The organism is Streptomyces avicenniae (assembly GCF_000719135.1).
Classification (GTDB): Bacteria; Actinomycetota; Actinomycetes; order Streptomycetales; family Streptomycetaceae; genus Streptomyces; species Streptomyces avicenniae.
The window spans coordinates 33212-48144 of the sequence record NZ_JOEK01000001.1 but is presented as its reverse complement, the minus strand read 5'-3'; the positions used below and the strand labels follow the sequence as shown (position 1 = coordinate 48144).

At 74.4% G+C, this 14933-nt stretch carries 17 protein-coding genes; 12 read left to right on the top strand and 5 right to left on the bottom strand.

The window, feature by feature from the left end; translation table 11 throughout:
* Positions 1 to 17: 17 nt before the first annotated feature.
* From IF27_RS00250 to IF27_RS00240, 3 genes are read right to left on the bottom strand one after another with little or no spacing between them, the layout of a single operon-like run.
* A complete protein-coding gene (locus IF27_RS00250; RefSeq protein ID WP_052847148.1) occupies positions 18 to 197 on the bottom strand; it encodes a hypothetical protein in 180 nt (59 codons plus the stop codon).
* Between the two features lie 56 nt (positions 198 to 253).
* On the bottom strand, positions 254 to 1633 hold the full coding sequence (locus IF27_RS00245; RefSeq protein ID WP_223290851.1) for a PH domain-containing protein: 1380 nt from the start codon (positions 1631 to 1633) through the stop codon (positions 254 to 256).
* The gene (locus IF27_RS00240) at positions 1630 to 2130 is read right to left on the bottom strand and encodes a PH domain-containing protein (RefSeq protein WP_052847147.1); all 501 of its coding nucleotides are present in this window, start codon (positions 2128 to 2130) and stop codon (positions 1630 to 1632) included. Before IF27_RS00240 ends, IF27_RS00245 begins: the two co-directional genes overlap by 4 nt.
* Positions 2131 to 2208: 78 nt before the next feature.
* Between IF27_RS00240 and IF27_RS00235 the strand changes: the two genes are divergently transcribed.
* The gene (locus IF27_RS00235; RefSeq protein WP_052847146.1) at positions 2209 to 3363 is read left to right on the top strand and encodes an NADH-quinone oxidoreductase subunit D; all 1155 of its coding nucleotides are present in this window, start codon (positions 2209 to 2211) and stop codon (positions 3361 to 3363) included.
* 13 nt (positions 3364 to 3376) lie between these two features.
* Here the strand turns inward: IF27_RS00235 and IF27_RS00230 are convergent, their stop codons facing one another.
* On the bottom strand, positions 3377 to 4345 hold the full coding sequence (locus tag IF27_RS00230; RefSeq protein WP_052847145.1) for an SAM-dependent methyltransferase: 969 nt from the start codon (positions 4343 to 4345) through the stop codon (positions 3377 to 3379).
* A 29-nt stretch (positions 4346 to 4374) separates the two neighbouring features.
* Positions 4375 to 4719, bottom strand: coding sequence for a cold-shock protein (locus tag IF27_RS00225; RefSeq protein ID WP_052847144.1), 345 nt, complete (start codon positions 4717 to 4719; stop codon positions 4375 to 4377).
* A 193-nt stretch (positions 4720 to 4912) separates the two neighbouring features.
* Between IF27_RS00225 and IF27_RS00220 the strand changes: the two genes are divergently transcribed.
* The 11 genes from IF27_RS00220 (at position 4913) to IF27_RS00175 (ending at position 14794) form a co-directional block, all read left to right on the top strand.
* Positions 4913 to 6193, top strand: a complete 1281-nt coding sequence (locus IF27_RS00220; protein ID WP_052847143.1) for a sensor histidine kinase — start codon at positions 4913 to 4915, stop codon at positions 6191 to 6193.
* A 110-nt stretch (positions 6194 to 6303) separates the two neighbouring features.
* Positions 6304 to 6981, top strand: a complete 678-nt coding sequence (locus IF27_RS00215; protein WP_052847142.1) for a response regulator transcription factor — start codon at positions 6304 to 6306, stop codon at positions 6979 to 6981.
* Positions 6982 to 7113: 132 nt separating this feature from the next.
* Complete coding sequence (locus IF27_RS00210; protein ID WP_052847141.1) at positions 7114 to 8046, top strand: Rossmann-like and DUF2520 domain-containing protein; 933 nt, start codon at positions 7114 to 7116, stop codon at positions 8044 to 8046.
* Complete coding sequence (gene panC / locus IF27_RS00205; protein WP_052847140.1) at positions 8043 to 8918, top strand: pantoate--beta-alanine ligase; 876 nt, start codon at positions 8043 to 8045, stop codon at positions 8916 to 8918. The genes IF27_RS00210 and panC overlap by 4 nt, the downstream gene beginning before the upstream one ends.
* Complete coding sequence (locus tag IF27_RS00200; RefSeq protein WP_190232736.1) at positions 8915 to 10636, top strand: L-aspartate oxidase; 1722 nt, start codon at positions 8915 to 8917, stop codon at positions 10634 to 10636. The genes panC and IF27_RS00200 overlap by 4 nt, the downstream gene beginning before the upstream one ends.
* Positions 10637 to 10724: 88 nt before the next feature.
* Positions 10725 to 11735 carry a carboxylating nicotinate-nucleotide diphosphorylase gene (gene nadC / locus IF27_RS00195; RefSeq protein WP_052847844.1) on the top strand — a complete coding sequence of 337 codons (1011 nt, stop codon included), beginning with the start codon at positions 10725 to 10727 and terminating at the stop codon, positions 11733 to 11735.
* A 2-nt stretch (positions 11736 to 11737) separates the two neighbouring features.
* Complete coding sequence (locus IF27_RS00190) at positions 11738 to 12535, top strand: type III pantothenate kinase (RefSeq protein WP_052847139.1); 798 nt, start codon at positions 11738 to 11740, stop codon at positions 12533 to 12535.
* Between the two features lie 406 nt (positions 12536 to 12941).
* Complete coding sequence (locus IF27_RS30710) at positions 12942 to 13118, top strand: hypothetical protein (RefSeq protein ID WP_190232735.1); 177 nt, start codon at positions 12942 to 12944, stop codon at positions 13116 to 13118.
* Positions 13119 to 13310: 192 nt separating this feature from the next.
* Positions 13311 to 13730 (top strand): BlaI/MecI/CopY family transcriptional regulator, encoded by a 420-nt coding sequence (locus IF27_RS00185; protein ID WP_110945388.1) that lies wholly within the window; start codon positions 13311 to 13313, stop codon positions 13728 to 13730.
* Between the two features lie 9 nt (positions 13731 to 13739).
* Complete coding sequence (locus tag IF27_RS00180) at positions 13740 to 14258, top strand: amino-acid N-acetyltransferase (RefSeq protein WP_052847138.1); 519 nt, start codon at positions 13740 to 13742, stop codon at positions 14256 to 14258.
* 197 nt (positions 14259 to 14455) lie between these two features.
* Entirely contained in the window at positions 14456 to 14794 is a 339-nt protein-coding gene (locus tag IF27_RS00175; RefSeq protein WP_052847137.1) for a histone-like nucleoid-structuring protein Lsr2, read from the top strand.
* Positions 14795 to 14933: the final 139 nt, after the last annotated feature.

Sequence of the window (14933 nt, the reverse complement as noted above, 5' to 3'; positions counted from 1 at the left end):
CGGGCGGGCCGCGCGCCTCACCCGGGTATGCGGCGCCTGCGCCAGACGAAGAGGGGTATCCCGATCCGGCCCACCTCGGGGCCGTCCCCCCGCGTGCGGACCGCGTGCGCGCCGGTCGGCCCGCGCCGCCGCGCGACGTCGGCCGCCGGCTCCTCGCGGACGGGCCCGTCCTCCTCGTGAAGCTCTTCGTCACCCATGGCAGAAAGCCTAGGGAGGACCACTGACAACGCCCGGGGCCCGCGGGCTCAGGGGCTCAGGGGCCGGTCAGCCAGCGGTCGGGCGCGGCAGAACGGCGGCCGAGCCGTGAGCGGTTCGCCTGCGCGGCGACCTCGTCCGCCGCGTACCCGGCGTCCAGGAGGCGCGCGGTCGCCGTGCCGTCCGCCCCGTGGTCCACGTGCACGTCCGCCAGCCGCAGCAGGCGGGCGCGCGGCCCCTGGGTGAGCCGCACGCTCTGCACCTTCGCGTGCGGCACCAGCTCGTGCACGCGCCGCAGCCGCCCGCGCCTGGCCACGAACAGCGTCGGCGTCGCCGCGTGCCCGTAGCCCGTGCGCCAGACCGGCATCGCCCAGCGCGCCCGTTCCGGCGCCGGGCGGATCGCGGCCAGGGCGGCGGCGATGTCCACGTCGGGCAGGACGCGCCCGAGCAGCGCGGCGGCCTCGGCGCGCGAGGCGACGGGCAGCAGCAGCCCCTCGCGGTTGCCCGACCGGGTGCCCGCGACGTCCAGCTCGACCCTGACCCAGCCGCGCGGGCGCCACAGCAGCGGCTCCACCAGCCGGACGCACTGCACGCGCCCCGGCGGGACGGTCGCGTGGTCCCGCTGCAACAGCCCGTGGTCCAGCCGCAGTCCGTCGGGCGACTCGCTGACCGTCCAGCCGTACAACGTCAGGTAGCTGCCGACGCTCGCCCGCCAGTTCGCGGCGATCAGCGGCAGCAGCACCAGAAGCGCGGCGACGAGGTTGTTCGTCGTGAGCCACACGACGGGGATCAGCGCGGCGCCCGGCACGAGGAACGCCCACGTACGGCCGCGCAGCACGAGCGACCACGCGAGCGTCTTCGGGTCCACCTCGTGCAGCGCCAGTGCCGGGGCCTCGCCCGCGTTGGGCGCGGCCTCGGGCGCGATGCCCGCGGCGCGCGCCAGCAGTTCCGCCCGGAGATCGCGCGCCTCGTTCTCGCCCAGGAACGCCAGCTCGTCGGCGGACCGGGAGCCGACCACCTCCATGCGCAGTTTCGCGACCCCCAGCAGACGCGCCAGCAGCGGACGGCTCACGTCGATCGACTGGATGCGGTCGAGACGCAGGTGCGCGGAACGCCGGAACAGCAGGCCGGTGCGGATGCGCAGCTCGGTGTCGGTCACGAGGAAACGCGTCACGCGCCACGACAGGAAGCCGTACAGCCCCGCGCACGCCAGGAACAGCGCCAGCGACAGCAGCAGCCAGCCCAGCGCCACCGAGGACGTCCAGCGGCGCAGCTCCTCCACGTTCTGCACCATCACGGCGAACAGCCCGGCCAGCGGCGCCCAGGCGCGGCGCCACGGCGTCAGCGGGTGCAGGCGCCTTCCCTGCCCCGCCGGGATCTCCCGCTCGGGGATCCCGCCCGGCACGGCTGCCGCGCCGAGCGCCGGCTCGCCGCTCACAGCCCCGCCGAACGGGCCTCGCCCAGCTCGGTGAGTCTGTCGCGCAAACGTTCCGCCTCGGCCGGGGCGAGGCCGGGCACGGACGCGTCGGTGGCCGCCGCGGCGGTGTGCAGCTGGAGGCGGGCGAGGCCGAAGCGGCGCTCCAGCGGCCCCGAGGTCACCTCGACGAGCTGCATGCGCCCGTACGGCACCACCGTCAGCTGCTGCCACAGCACGCCACGCCTGATGAGGAGGTCGTCGTCCCGCTCCTGGTAGCACCACGAGCGCCAGTTCCGCCCCAGCGCCCACCAGCCCCAGACGCCCGCCGTGAGCGGGACCAGCGCCAGCAGCGACCAGGCAGGGGCGCCCAGCAGGAGGGGCAGCACGGCGGCCAGCAGCGCGGGTGGCGTCAGGCAGGAGACCAGCACGAGGCGCCGCATCGTCAGCAACCCGGGCATCACCGGCCGCCAGGTGTCGCCGGACGTCCCCGGCGGGGGCTGTGCTGCCACCTCGTCCATGTGCACGAGCTTAGGTCCTGGCCCGCGCATCCGGCCTGGGAGGCGTCCCACGGCCGGTGGGGTGACAGACTGACGCGCATGACGGAGACCGTGGTCGGCATCGGCGGGACCGGCGCGGGGTTCGACGGCGCCACCGACATGGTGCTCAACATCGGCCCCCAGCACCCGTCCACCCATGGCGTCCTGCGCCTGCGGCTCGTGCTCGACGGCGAGCGGATCGCGCGGGCCGAGCCCGTGGTCGGCTACATGCACCGGGGCGCGGAGAAGCTGTTCGAGGCGCGGGACTACCGGCAGATCATCGTCCTGGCGAACCGGCACGACTGGCTGTCGGCGTTCTCCAACGAGCTGGGCGTCGTCCTGGCCGTCGAGCGCATGCTCGGCATGGAGGTGCCCGAGCGCGCCGTGTGGCTGCGCACGCTGCTCGCCGAGCTGAACCGGGCCCTGAACCACCTGATGTTCCTCGGCTCCTACCCGCTGGAACTGGGCGGGATCACGCCGATCTTCCACGCCTTCACCGAGCGCGAGACGCTCCAGCACGTCATGGAGGAGGTCTCGGGCGGCCGGATGCACTACATGTTCAACCGCGTCGGGGGCCTGAAGGAGGACCTCCCGGCCGGATGGACCGGCCGCGCCCGGCAGGCCGTCGCCGCCGTGCGGGGCGGGCTGCCGCGCCTGGACGGCCTGGTGCTGGGCAACGAGGTGTTCCGCGCCAGGACGCGCGGCGTCGGCGTCCTCGACGCGGCGGCGGTCCACGCGTACGGCGTCTCGGGGCCGATCGCACGCGCCAGCGGCGTGGACTTCGACCTGCGCCGCGACGAGCCCTACCTCGCGTACGGCGAGCTGGGCGGCGTCCTGAAGGTCGCGACGCGCACGGCGGGCGACTGCCTTGCACGCTTCGAGGTGCTGCTCGACCAGACGCGGAACGCGCTCGACCTCGCCGACGCCTGCCTCGACCGGCTCGCCGAGCTGCCGCCGGGGCCCGTCAACCAGCGGCTGCCCAAGGTCCTGAAGGCCCCCGAGGGCGCGACGTACGCGTGGACGGAGAACCCGCTCGGGCTCAACGGCTACTACCTCGTCTCGCGCGGCGAGAAGACGCCGTACCGGCTGAAGCTGCGCTCCGCTTCGTTCAACAACATCCAGGCCCTCGGCGCGCTGCTGCCGGGGACGCTGGTCGCGGACATGGTGGCGATCCTCGGGTCGTTCTTCTTCGTCGTCGGCGACATCGACAAGTAGCCGTCGCCGCCGGTCACAGCGGCGAGGCGATGCCCACAGGCCGCGCGAGCCAGGTGAAGCCGCCGAGGCCCGCCGGGTCCGTCAGCTCGGCCGCCGCGCCCGCCTCGGCGAGCGCCCGCACGTACGCGGCCGGGTCGGTCGTCGCCAGCGCGAGCGGCGGCCTGCCGCCGTCAACGCCGAGGGACCGCAGCGCCGCCCGCTGCCGCAGCAGGACGGCGCCCGGCCCCGCGCAGGCGTCGAACGCGACGTGGGCCGTGAGGTCGCAGCTGCCGTCGGGGACGGGGCGCACCTGCCGCCCCGCCCGGTAGCCCGTCAGGGTGCCGAGTGGCGGGCGTTCCTCCCGCGTGTGGCCGTAGTCCACGGCGACGGCGAGGCCGCGCGCCAGCGACGCCACGGCCCCCGCCCAGGCGCGGTCGCGCGGCAGGCCGATCTCGGCGCGCCCGCCGGGGGCCAGCGGCCACCAGCGGCGCAGCCAGGCCGCGTCGTCCCCGTCCACGCGCCCGCCCAGCCGCTCACGGCCCTCCGGGGTGACGAGGACGTGCCGCACGACGCCCTCGCCGTCCGCCTCCGCCACGTCCACCGGCACGTTGTCCAGCCACTCGTTGGCGAACAGCAGGCCCACCGCCCCGGCGGGGGGACGGGCGCACCAGGTGATCCGCGGGTCGAGCCCGGCCGGGCGCCCGGCGCGCTCCACGGCGTAAGGACGCACGCGCGCCGACACGTCGCCCGGCAGCGCCGCCAGTGCCTCCAGCACCCCGCGCACCAGCTCGCCGCGCCCCGCGCCCACGTCGGTGAACGCCAGTGCGGCCGGGCGGCCCAGCGCCTCGTCCACCGCGACCAGCAGCCGCGCGACGGCGCGCGCGAAGAGCGGCGAGACGTGCGCCGACGTCCTGAAGTGCGCGGCCGGGGCCTCGCGGAGGAAGAAGCCGCCCGGGCCGTAGAGGGCCCGCTCGGTGGCCTCGCGCCAGCCCGTCTCCCGCATGTGTGACGCCTCCCCGGCCCGGCCGCCGGTCAGGCGGGGGGCGTCCGCTCGTCGTCGAACACGACGGTGAGCGAGGACGCGAAGCCTCCCGAGAGGTCGTCGTCCTCGTCCTCGTCGGCGTCGGCGTCGGCGCCGTCCCGCGCGCTGCGGACCGTGACGGCGCGGTAGGAGAAACCGTCCTGCGCCGCCTGCTCCCAGGTGAACGTGACCGGCTCGCCGACGTCGAGGGAGCGGAAGGACGACGGCGCCGACGCGATCGAGGAGAAGTGCGCGAACACGTCGCCCGGCACGGCCTCCGAGCGGATGACCCCCCACCCGTCCTCGTCGTCCCACCTGTGGACGATCCCTGCGGAGAACGTCTCGTCCGCGCTCACCGGCTACCCCCAGAATGCGATCGTGGGCCCGCCATCGTAGCCGTCCGGCGCCCGGCCGTGGCCGTCCCGCCGGGAACGCCCGGCCCTCCCCGCGCGGTGGCACGGGCTCTCCACCCCAAGGAGTAGTTGACGGCCGCACGTATCGGCCGTCCGGTTGATTCCCGAGCCGCACGGAATGCCTACTCTGGGTGACGTGAACCGGCTCTACGAATTCCTGCGCCGTCACCCCACCGCGGTGGACGGCACCTGGGCGTTCGGCCTGCTGGGGATCATGCTCCTGATCGCGCCGTCCGCCCAGGAGAACGCCTGGCCCGACTCCGCCTTTCCGATCGCCTTCGCCCTGGGCGTCGTCGGCACGCTGCGCCGCCGGTGGCCCGAGGCGATGCTCGTGGCGTCCTTCGGCGTCGGCTGCGCGCAGCTCGTGATCGGCGTGCAGCCGCTGCCCAGCGACGTCGTGTTCCTCGTCGTCGCGTTCACCATCGCCTCCCGGCCGCACCGCGGCTGGTCACGGCTCGCGCTGGCCGGCTGCCTGCTGGCGCCGACCCTCGCCCGCGTCCGCTGGCCCGACCAGGGTGACGAGCGGGCCAGCGTCGCCGCCCAGGTGTTCGGGACCGGCCTGCTCACCATCACCTTCTGCCTCGCCTGGGTGCTGGGCGACTCGCTGCGCACCCGCCGCGCCTACTACTCGGAGCTGGAACGCCGCGCCGAGCGGCTGGAGCGCGAGCGGGAGACGCAGGCGCGGATGGCCGTCACCGCCGAGCGCGCCCGAATAGCCAGGGAGCTGCACGACGTCGTCGCGCACAACGTGTCGGTCATGGTCGTCCAGGCGGACGGCGCCGCGTACGTGCTGGACAGCTCGCCCGAGCTCACCCGCAGCGCGCTGCACACCATCTCGGGCACAGGACGCCAGGCCCTCACCGAGATGCGCAGGCTGCTCGGCGTGCTGCGCAGCGAGGACGGCGGCCCCGGCGGGGCGACGGCGGGCGACTACGTTCCGCAGCCGGGCGTGGAGCAGCTCGCGGATCTCGTGGACCAGGTGCGGGACGCGGGCCTGCCCGTCGATTTCCGCGTGGAGGGCACGCCGCGCACGCTGCCGAGCGGCGTCGGGCTGACGGCGTACCGCGTCGTGCAGGAGGCGCTGACCAACTCGCGCAAGCACGGCGGCCCGCACGTCGGCGCGACGGTACGGCTGCGGTACGACGGCGACGCGCTCACCGTCCTGGCCGACGACGACGGGCGCGGCGCGCAGGCCGCGCTGTACGAGGAGCGCGGCGAGGACGGGCTGGGGCACGGGCTGATAGGCATGCGCGAGCGTGTCGGTATGGTCGGTGGCGTCCTGGTGGCGGGACCGCGCCCCGGGGGCGGCTTCCGTATCAGCGCGACCCTTCCGCTCGCGGGCGCGGAACCCGCCGGACCCGCCGGGGGGCGGGCCGGTGCGTGCGGCGCCGACGACTCCCGCCGCGACGTGCCCTGATCCGATCTGTTCCGACCCGACGTGACCCCGCCCCGCACCGACCGCGCACAGACGACCGAACTCGACCGCCCGACGACCGACCGGTTTCCACCGGTGAGAGGAAGAGACCGATGGCGATCAGAGTGATGCTGGTGGACGACCAGGCGCTCCTGCGGACGGGCTTCAAGATGGTGCTCTCCGCCCAGCCCGACATGGAGGTCACGGCCGAGGCGGGCGACGGCGCCGAGGCCCTGGACGTCCTGCGCTCCACGGCCGTGGACGTCGTCCTCATGGACGTCCGCATGCCACGTCTCGACGGCGTCGAGGCCACCCGCCGGATCTGCCAGGAGGGCGGCGGAGGCCCGGGCGACCCCAAGGTCCTCATCCTCACGACCTTCGACCTCGACGAGTACGCCTTCTCGGGGCTGAAGGCGGGCGCCGCCGGATTCATGCTGAAGGACGTCCCGCCCGACGAACTCCTCGGCGCCATCCGCGCCGTCCACAGCGGCGACGCCGTCGTCGCGCCGTCCACCACCCGCCGCCTCCTCGACCGCTTCGTGGACCTCCTCCCGGCCGGGCCCGGCACGCCCCACCCCGAGATCGACCTGCTCACCGACCGCGAGCGCGAGGTCCTGATGCTCATCGCGCAGGGCCTGTCCAACGGGGAGATCGCCGCACAGCTGTTCGTCTCGGAGGCGACGGTCAAGACCCACGTCGGCCGCATCCTCGGCAAGCTCGGCCTGCGCGACCGCGTCCAGGCCGTCGTCCTCGCGTACGAGACGGGGCTGGTGCGCGCGGGCGGGCACTGAACGGCCGCCGCCGCGCGGGCGCCCCGGACGGCCACCGCGCGCGGCCGGGAGCCGCCCGCCCGCCGTAGCATGGCAGGGACCGTCCGGTACCGACACACGGACCGGAACGCGAACGAAAGAGGCAGCCCCGCCGTGAACGCCGACGGATACGCACCCCGGGTCACCGAGGCGCGCGACCGCCCCGCGCGGCTCACGGTCGGCGTCGTCGGCGCCGGGCGCGTGGGCCCCGCCCTGGCCGCCGCCCTCGCCCTGGCGGGACACCGGCCGGTCGCCGCGTCAGGCGTCTCCGACGCGTCACGCCGCCGGGCCGAGACGCTGCTGCCCGGCGTCCCCCTCGTCGCCCCCGACGACGTCCTCGCGCTCGCCGACCTGGTGCTGCTCAGCGTCCCCGACGACGCCCTGCCAGGACTGGTCACGGGCCTCGCCGAGACCGGCGCCGTCCGGCCGGGCCAGCTCCTCGTGCACTGCTCGGGACGCTTCGGCACCGGCGTCCTCGACCCCGCCCTGCGCGCCGGAGCCCTGCCGCTCGCGCTGCACCCCGTGATGACCTTCACCGGCACACCCGTGGACGTGCAGCGGCTCGCGGGCTGCTCCTTCGGCGTCACCGCCCCCGCCGAACTGCGCATGGCCGCCGAGGCGTTGGTCATCGAGATGGGCGGCGAGCCCGAGTGGATCGAGGAGCGCGACCGGCCGCTCTACCACGCCGCCCTCGCCCTCGGCGCGAACCACCTCGTCACCCTCGTCGCCCAGTCGCTCGAACTGCTGCGGCAGGCCGGTGTCGCCGCCCCCGACCGCATGCTCGGCCCCCTGCTCGGCGCCGCGCTCGACAACGCCCTGCGCTCCGGCGACGCCGCCCTCACCGGCCCCGTCGCACGCGGCGACGCAGGTACGGTCGCCGCCCACGTCGCCGAGCTGCGCGCGCACTCCCCCGGCGCCCTCGCCGGCTACCTCGCCATGGCCCGCGTCACGGCGGACCGTGCACTCGACCACGGCCTGCTCAGACCCGAGCTGGCCGAGGCGCTTCTCGACGTACTCGCCGACAGCGCCGAGGAAGGAGAGCGATGACGATATCCGTGGCCCGCGACGCGGACGCACTGCGGGCGCTGTACACCCCGGGCGCCGACCGCGCCGTGGTCATGACGATGGGCGCGCTGCACGAGGGACACCTCGCCAACATGCGCGCCGCCAGGCAACGCCTGTCACCCGCGGGGCAGCTCGTCGTCACCGTCTACGTCAACCCGCTCCAGTTCGGCCCAGGCGAGGACTTCGACCGCTACCCGCGCCAGCTCGACGCGGACGTGAAGCTCGCAGAGGAGGGCGGCGCCGACCTCGTCTTCGCCCCCGACGACGCCACGATGTACCCGGACGGCCACCCGCGCGTCACGCTCACCGCGGGCCCCATGGGCGCGGGCTTCGAAGGCGCCGAGCGGCCAGGCCACTTCGACGGCATGCTGACCGTCGTCGCCAAGCTGCTCCACCTCACCGCGCCCGACTACGCCACCTTCGGCGAGAAGGACGCGCAGCAGCTCGCCCTCGTCCGCCGCATGGTCCGTGACCTCGACTTCCCCGTCGAGATCCTGCCGGTGCCGACCCTGCGCGACGACGACGGCCTCGCCCGCTCCAGCCGCAACCGCTACCTGACGCCCGCCGGACGCACCACCGCCCTCGCCCTCTCCCGCGCCCTGTTCACCGCCCGCGACACCACGGGACCACCCGCCGCGCGCCTCGCCGCCGCCCGCGCCGTCCTGGATGCCGCCGCCGGGGCCGAACCGCCGCTCGCCCTCGGCTACCTCGCGCTGATCGACCCCGCCGACTTCACCGAGATCGACGGCGGCGACACCGCGTTCACCGGCGAGGCCGTCCTCGCCGTCGCCGCCCGCGTCGGCACCACCCGCCTGATCGACAACGTCCGCCTGACCCTGGGCGCCGCCGCGTGAACACCGCACCCGTCACCACGCCCGTACCGCACCCCGCCGCGCTGGCCGCCCCCGCGCCCGGCTGGTCCCTCGACGCCGAGGTCGCCGTCGTCGGCTCGGGCGTCGCCGGGCTCACCGTCGCCCTGCGCTGCGCCGCCGCCGGGCTGCGCACCGTCATCGTCACCAAGGCCCGGCTCGACGACGGCTCCACGCGCTGGGCGCAGGGCGGCATCGCCGCCGCACTCGGCGAGGGCGACACCCCCGACCAGCACCTCGCCGACACCCTCGTCGCGGGCGTCCAGCTGTGCGACGAGGCCGCCGTCGCCGCCCTCGTCACCGAGGGCCCCGGCGCCGTCCGCCGCCTCATCGGCCTCGGCGCCCGCTTCGACACGGCGGAGGACGGCGGCCTCTCCCTCACCCGCGAGGGTGGCCACCACCGCCGCCGCATCGCCCACGCGGGCGGCGACGCGACGGGCGCCGAGATCTCCCGCGCCCTCGTCGCCGCCGTGCGGGCCGCCGGGATCGCCACCGTCGAGAACGCCCTCGCGCTCGACCTCCTGAAGGACGCCGAAGGCCGCACCGCCGGGGTGACGCTGCACGTCATGGGCGAGGGGCGCCACGACGGCGTCGGCGCCGTCCACGCCCCCGCCGTGGTGCTCGCCACCGGCGGCATGGGCCAGATCTTCTCCGCCACCACCAACCCGGCCGTCTCCACGGGCGACGGCGTCGCCCTCGCCCTGCGCGCGGGCGCCGAGGTCTCCGACCTGGAGTTCGTCCAGTTCCACCCCACCGTGCTGTGGCTCGGCCCCGACGCCGAGGGGCAGCAGCCGCTCATCTCCGAGGCCGTGCGCGGCGAGGGCGCGTACCTCGTGGACGGCGACGGCGTCCGCTTCCTGCACGGGCAGCACGAACTCGCCGAGCTGGCCCCGCGCGACATCGTCGCCAAGGCCATCACCCGCCGCATGCAGGAGAAGGGCGCCGAGCACATGTACCTCGACGGCCGCCACTTCGGCGCCGACATGTGGGCCCGCCGCTTCCCCACGATCCTCGCCGCCTGCCGCGCCCACGGCATCGACCCGGTGACCGGCCTCATCCCCGTCGCGCCCGCCGCGCACTACGCGTCGGGCGGCGTCCGCACCGACCTCGCGGGCCGCACCACCGTGCCCGGCCTGTACGCGTGCGGCGAGACGGCCTGCACCGGCGTGCACGGCGCCAACCGCCTGGCGTCCAACTCCCTTCTCGAAGGGCTGGTCTTCGCCGAGCGCATCGCCACCGCCCTCACGTCGAGCCCCCTCCCGCGCGCCGCCGCGCCCGTCACCGCGCCCCCCGCCCCGGGCCCCGGCCTGCTGCCGCCCGAGGCGCGGACCGTCATCCAGCGCGTCATGACCAGGGGCGCCGGCGTCCTGCGCTCCGCCGACAGCCTCGCCGAGGCGGCCCGCGCCCTCGACGCCCTCGCCCTGGACGACGACCGCAAGCCGGCCGAACCGGGCGCGGACACCTGGGAGACGGCTAATCTGCATCTCGTCGCCAGGGTCCTCGTGACCGCCGCCCTGCACCGCACGGAGACCCGCGGCTGCCACTGGCGCGAGGACCACCCCGAGCGGGACGACGCACGGTGGCGACGCCACCTGGTCGGCACACTCGCCCCGGCCCCCGGGGGCACCGCCCTGACCGTCTCGACCACCCGCACGACCGCCTTCCCGCCCACGGCACCACCCGCCCCCGGCACCGACCGGTGAGCGTCCCGCGTACGGCCCGTCCGCACCGGAGCAGCGACCAAGGAGACCCGACCCCGTGACCACCCCCCAGACCCCGGCGCCGCAGCGCGTGGAGCTGACCCTGCTGCCCCTCGGCGCCCGGCCGACCGACGACGGCCCCGCGGGCGGCTGCGGGGCGGGCTGCGCCTGCTGCGACGGGCACGACGCGGAGTACGACCCGATGGAGTGCGGCCTCGACCCCGACCTGGCCGCGCTGCTCGCCGACGCGGGGCTCGACCCCGTGCTCGTCGAGGACGTCGCCCACCTCGCCATCGAGGAGGACCTCGACAACGGCGTGGACGTCACGACGGTCGCGACCGTCCCCGAGGAGGCCGTCGCCGTCGGCGACTTCACGGCCCGCCAGGCCGGGACCGTCGCCGGGCTGCACATCGCCGAGGCCGTCCTGTCCGTCGTGTGCACGGCCGAGTTCGAGGTCGAGCGGCACGTGGCGGACGGCGACCGCGTCGAGGCCGGGCAGGTGCTGCTCACCGTCACCAGCCGCACCCGCGACCTGCTGACCGGCGAGCGCAGCGCCCTCAACCTCCTGTGCCACCTCTCCGGCGTCGCGACCGCCACCCGCGCCTGGGCCGACGCCCTCGACGGCACGGGCACCCGCGTCCGCGACACCCGCAAGACCACGCCGGGCCTGCGCGCCCTGGAGAAGTACGCGGTCCGCTGCGGCGGCGGCGTCAACCACCGCATGTCGCTCTCCGACGCGGCGCTCGTCAAGGACAACCACGTGATCGCGGCGGGCGGCGTCGCCGAGGCGTTCCGCCGGGTCCGCGCGGAGTTCCCCGGCGTGCCCGTCGAGGTCGAGGTGGACCGCCTCGACCAGATCGAGCCCGTCCTCGCCGAGGGCGCCGACCTCATCCTGCTCGACAACTTCACGCCGGAGGAGACGCGCGCCGCCGTCGAGCTGGTCGCGGGCCGCGCTGAGCTGGAGTCGTCGGGCGGCCTCACCCTGGACGGCGCCCGCGCGTACGCCGAGGCGGGCGTGGACTACGTCGCCGTCGGCGGCCTCACCCATTCGGCCCCCATCCTCGACATCGGTCTCGACCTGCGTCCCGAGAGGCACGCCTGACCATGCTGCTCACCATCGACGTCGGCAACACGCACACGGTCCTCGGCCTCTTCGACGGCGAGGAGATCGTCGAGCACTGGCGCATCTCCACGGACGCCCGCCGCACCGCGGACGAGCTGGCCGTGCTCCTCCAGGGCCTCATGGGCATGCACCCCCTGCTCGGCGACGAGCTGGGCGACGGCATCGACGGCATCGCCATCTGCTCGACCGTGCCGTCCGTCCTCCACGAGCTGCGCGAGGTCACCCGGCGGTACTACGGCGACATCCCGGCCGTCCTCGTGGAGCCCGGCGTCAAGACGGGCGTGCCGATCCTCACCGACAACCCGAAGGAGGTCGGCGCCGACCGCATCATCAACGCGGTGGCGGCCGTCGAGCTGTACGGCGGGCCGTGCATCGTCGTGGACTTCGGCACGGCGACGACGTACGACGCCGTCTCGGCGCGCGGGGAGTACGCGGGCGGGGCCATCGCGCCCGGCATCGAGATCTCCGTCGAGGCCCTGGGGATGCGCGGCGCGCAGCTGCGGAAGGTCGAGCTGGCCAGGCCGCGCCATGTGATCGGCAAGAACACCGTGGAGTCGATGCAGTCCGGCATCCTGTACGGCTTCGCGGGCCAGGTGGACGGCGTGGTCGAGCGGATGTCGCGCGAGCTGGCGGACGACCCGGACGACGTCACGGTGATCGCCACCGGCGGCCTCGCCCCGATGGTGCTGCGGGAGTCCACGGTGATCGACGAGCACGAGCCGTGGCTGACCCTCGTCGGGCTGCGCCTGGTCTACGAGCGGAACATCTCCCGGTCCTGACCCCCCGCCCGGGAACACGCCCGCCGACGCCCCAATCGCTGCGAATTGTCTGCTAAGCACTTAATGTCAGTTCATGGCTACGTCCCAGGGTTCCCCCGCCCCCCGAGGTGACGGGGACGAGAACGGTGAGCAGCAGCAGCGTCGGCCGCAGGCGCCACGCCCGGTGCCGACCCCGGCGGACGTCTTCCCGCCGCGCGGCGGACGCCGCCCGGCGGCCCGTCCTGTGCCCCAGGAACCCGCCGACCGCGACGGGGGGAACAAGGACGGCGGCGGCGACGGCCGTGATGGGGGCGACGGGAGGAGTGGGGAGAACTCACCCCAAGGCGGTCGATAGGCAGCCGCTCGGTAGGCTGGGGGCGGCCCGTCCGGCAGGACCCGGCGGGCACGTCCTAGGAGGCCGATCGTTGTGGACTACGTCGCCGCACTCTTCCCACCCGTGGTGATGGCCGTGGGCTTCACCTGGCTGATCGTGACGATCATCCGGTCCCAGGGTGGCAGCAACAAGTTCAAGGAGGACGCCGCCGTGGACGCGGCCCTCGCGCGCCGCGCCGCCGCCGAGAACGGCGACCGGCCGACCGGCTGAGCGGCACCTCCTCCGGCTTCCGCGGCCCCTCCGGCGCCGCCCGTGGCGCGGCCGCGGGCGGCGCCGCGCCGCGTGCCCGCCGCGGCTCCCGCGCGCCCCACGGGCCCGGCCGCCCCTCCCCGCCGCACCGCGGCGGCGACTCCCGTCTTGCGGCAAGTGTCCGCTATGTCGCGGCTTGGTTATTCTTCCCCTGTGCCTCGACCACTGGGAGAGCTGGAAGACGCGGTGATGACCCGCGTATGGGAGTGGAACCGTCCCGTCACGGTGCGAGAAGTTCTCGAAGATCTGCGGGAGGAGCGTTCGATCGCCTATACGACGGTGATGACCGTCCTCGACAACCTGCATCAGAAGGGCTGGGTCCGCCGCGAGCAGGAGGGCCGTGCCTATCGCTATGAGGCGATCTCCACACGCGCCGCGTACTCGGCCGCTTTGATGAATGACGCATGGGCCGAGAGTGACAACGCGGCTGCGGCCCTCGTGGCTTTCTTCGGGATGATGTCCGCCGACCAGACCGAGGCATTGCGTGACGCCTTGCGTGTGGTCGATGTCGTCGATGTCGTCGGAGAGCGCCGTGATGGACCCGAAGCACCCCGTGAAGAGAGCGCGGGTTAGCCTCGGGATGTGTCGGAAACCTCAACAGAAGTCACTGTGCGCCGCGCCAGGACTACAGATGTCTCCTCGATCCGGCGGCTGATCGACGGCTACTCCCGTGACGGCATCCTGCTCGACAAGGCGACGGTGACGCTTTACGAGGACATTCAGGAGTTCTGGGTGGCCGAGCGCGACCACGACGCCGAGGTGGTCGGCTGCGGCGCCTTGCACGTCATGTGGGACGACCTCGCCGAAGTGCGCACACTCGCGGTCGATCCCCGGCTGCGCGGGCACGCGGTGGGCCACCGTGTGCTGGAGAAGCTGCTGGGCACGGCCCGCTGGCTGGGGGTCCAGCGTATTTTCTGCCTCACCTTCGAAGTGGAGTTCTTCGCGCGCCACGGCTTCAAGGAGATCGCCGATGCACCGGTCCCCGGTGATGTCTACAGCGAGCTGCTCCGTTCCTATGACGAAGGCGTCGCCGAGTTCCTGGGACTGGAACGCGTGAAGCCCAACACATTGGGTAACACTCGGATGCTGCTGCATCTCTGAGAGTGCATCTCCACGAGAACACGGGCGGCGGCTTATGTCCGGATCGTCCCGGCGTGTCTTATGGGGGTCCCGCTAATCCACACTCCGGGGTTTGTGTTTTCCCGGCCATGGCTGTTTGATTACACTGCGGTACTCGATTACACCTCGGTACGCAACGACGTTATTCATCGGCGACAAAATGGAAGAGGAGCAGCCCGGTGGCACAGAAGGTTCAGGTCCTTCTCCTCGACGACCTCAGCGGCGGCGAGGCGGAGGAGACCGTCACGTTCGCGCTCGACGGCAAGACGTACGAGATCGATCTCAATGCGGAAAACGCCGATCGCCTCCGCGACGCGCTCGACCCCTATGTGAAGGCGGGGCGCCGCGCCGGTGGAAGCCGTGCCGCCCGCAGCCGTGGCCGCGCCGCCACGGGAGGCGCGTCGGGCGAGGACACGGCGAAGATCCGCGCCTGGGCCAAGGAGAACGGCTACGAGGTCAACGACCGCGGTCGTGTTCCCGCCAGCATCCGCGAGGCGTACCAGAAGGCCGGCGTCTGAGCGTCCGGTCCGTCGCGCCGACCCGTCACGGGTCTGCGGCCCACGTCCCTGTCCGGGGGGCCGCCCACCCCGGGCGGCCCCCCGGGGCCGTTCACGGCGCGTCCCGGGCGTGTGTCCTGACGGGCCCACGGGCCCGCGT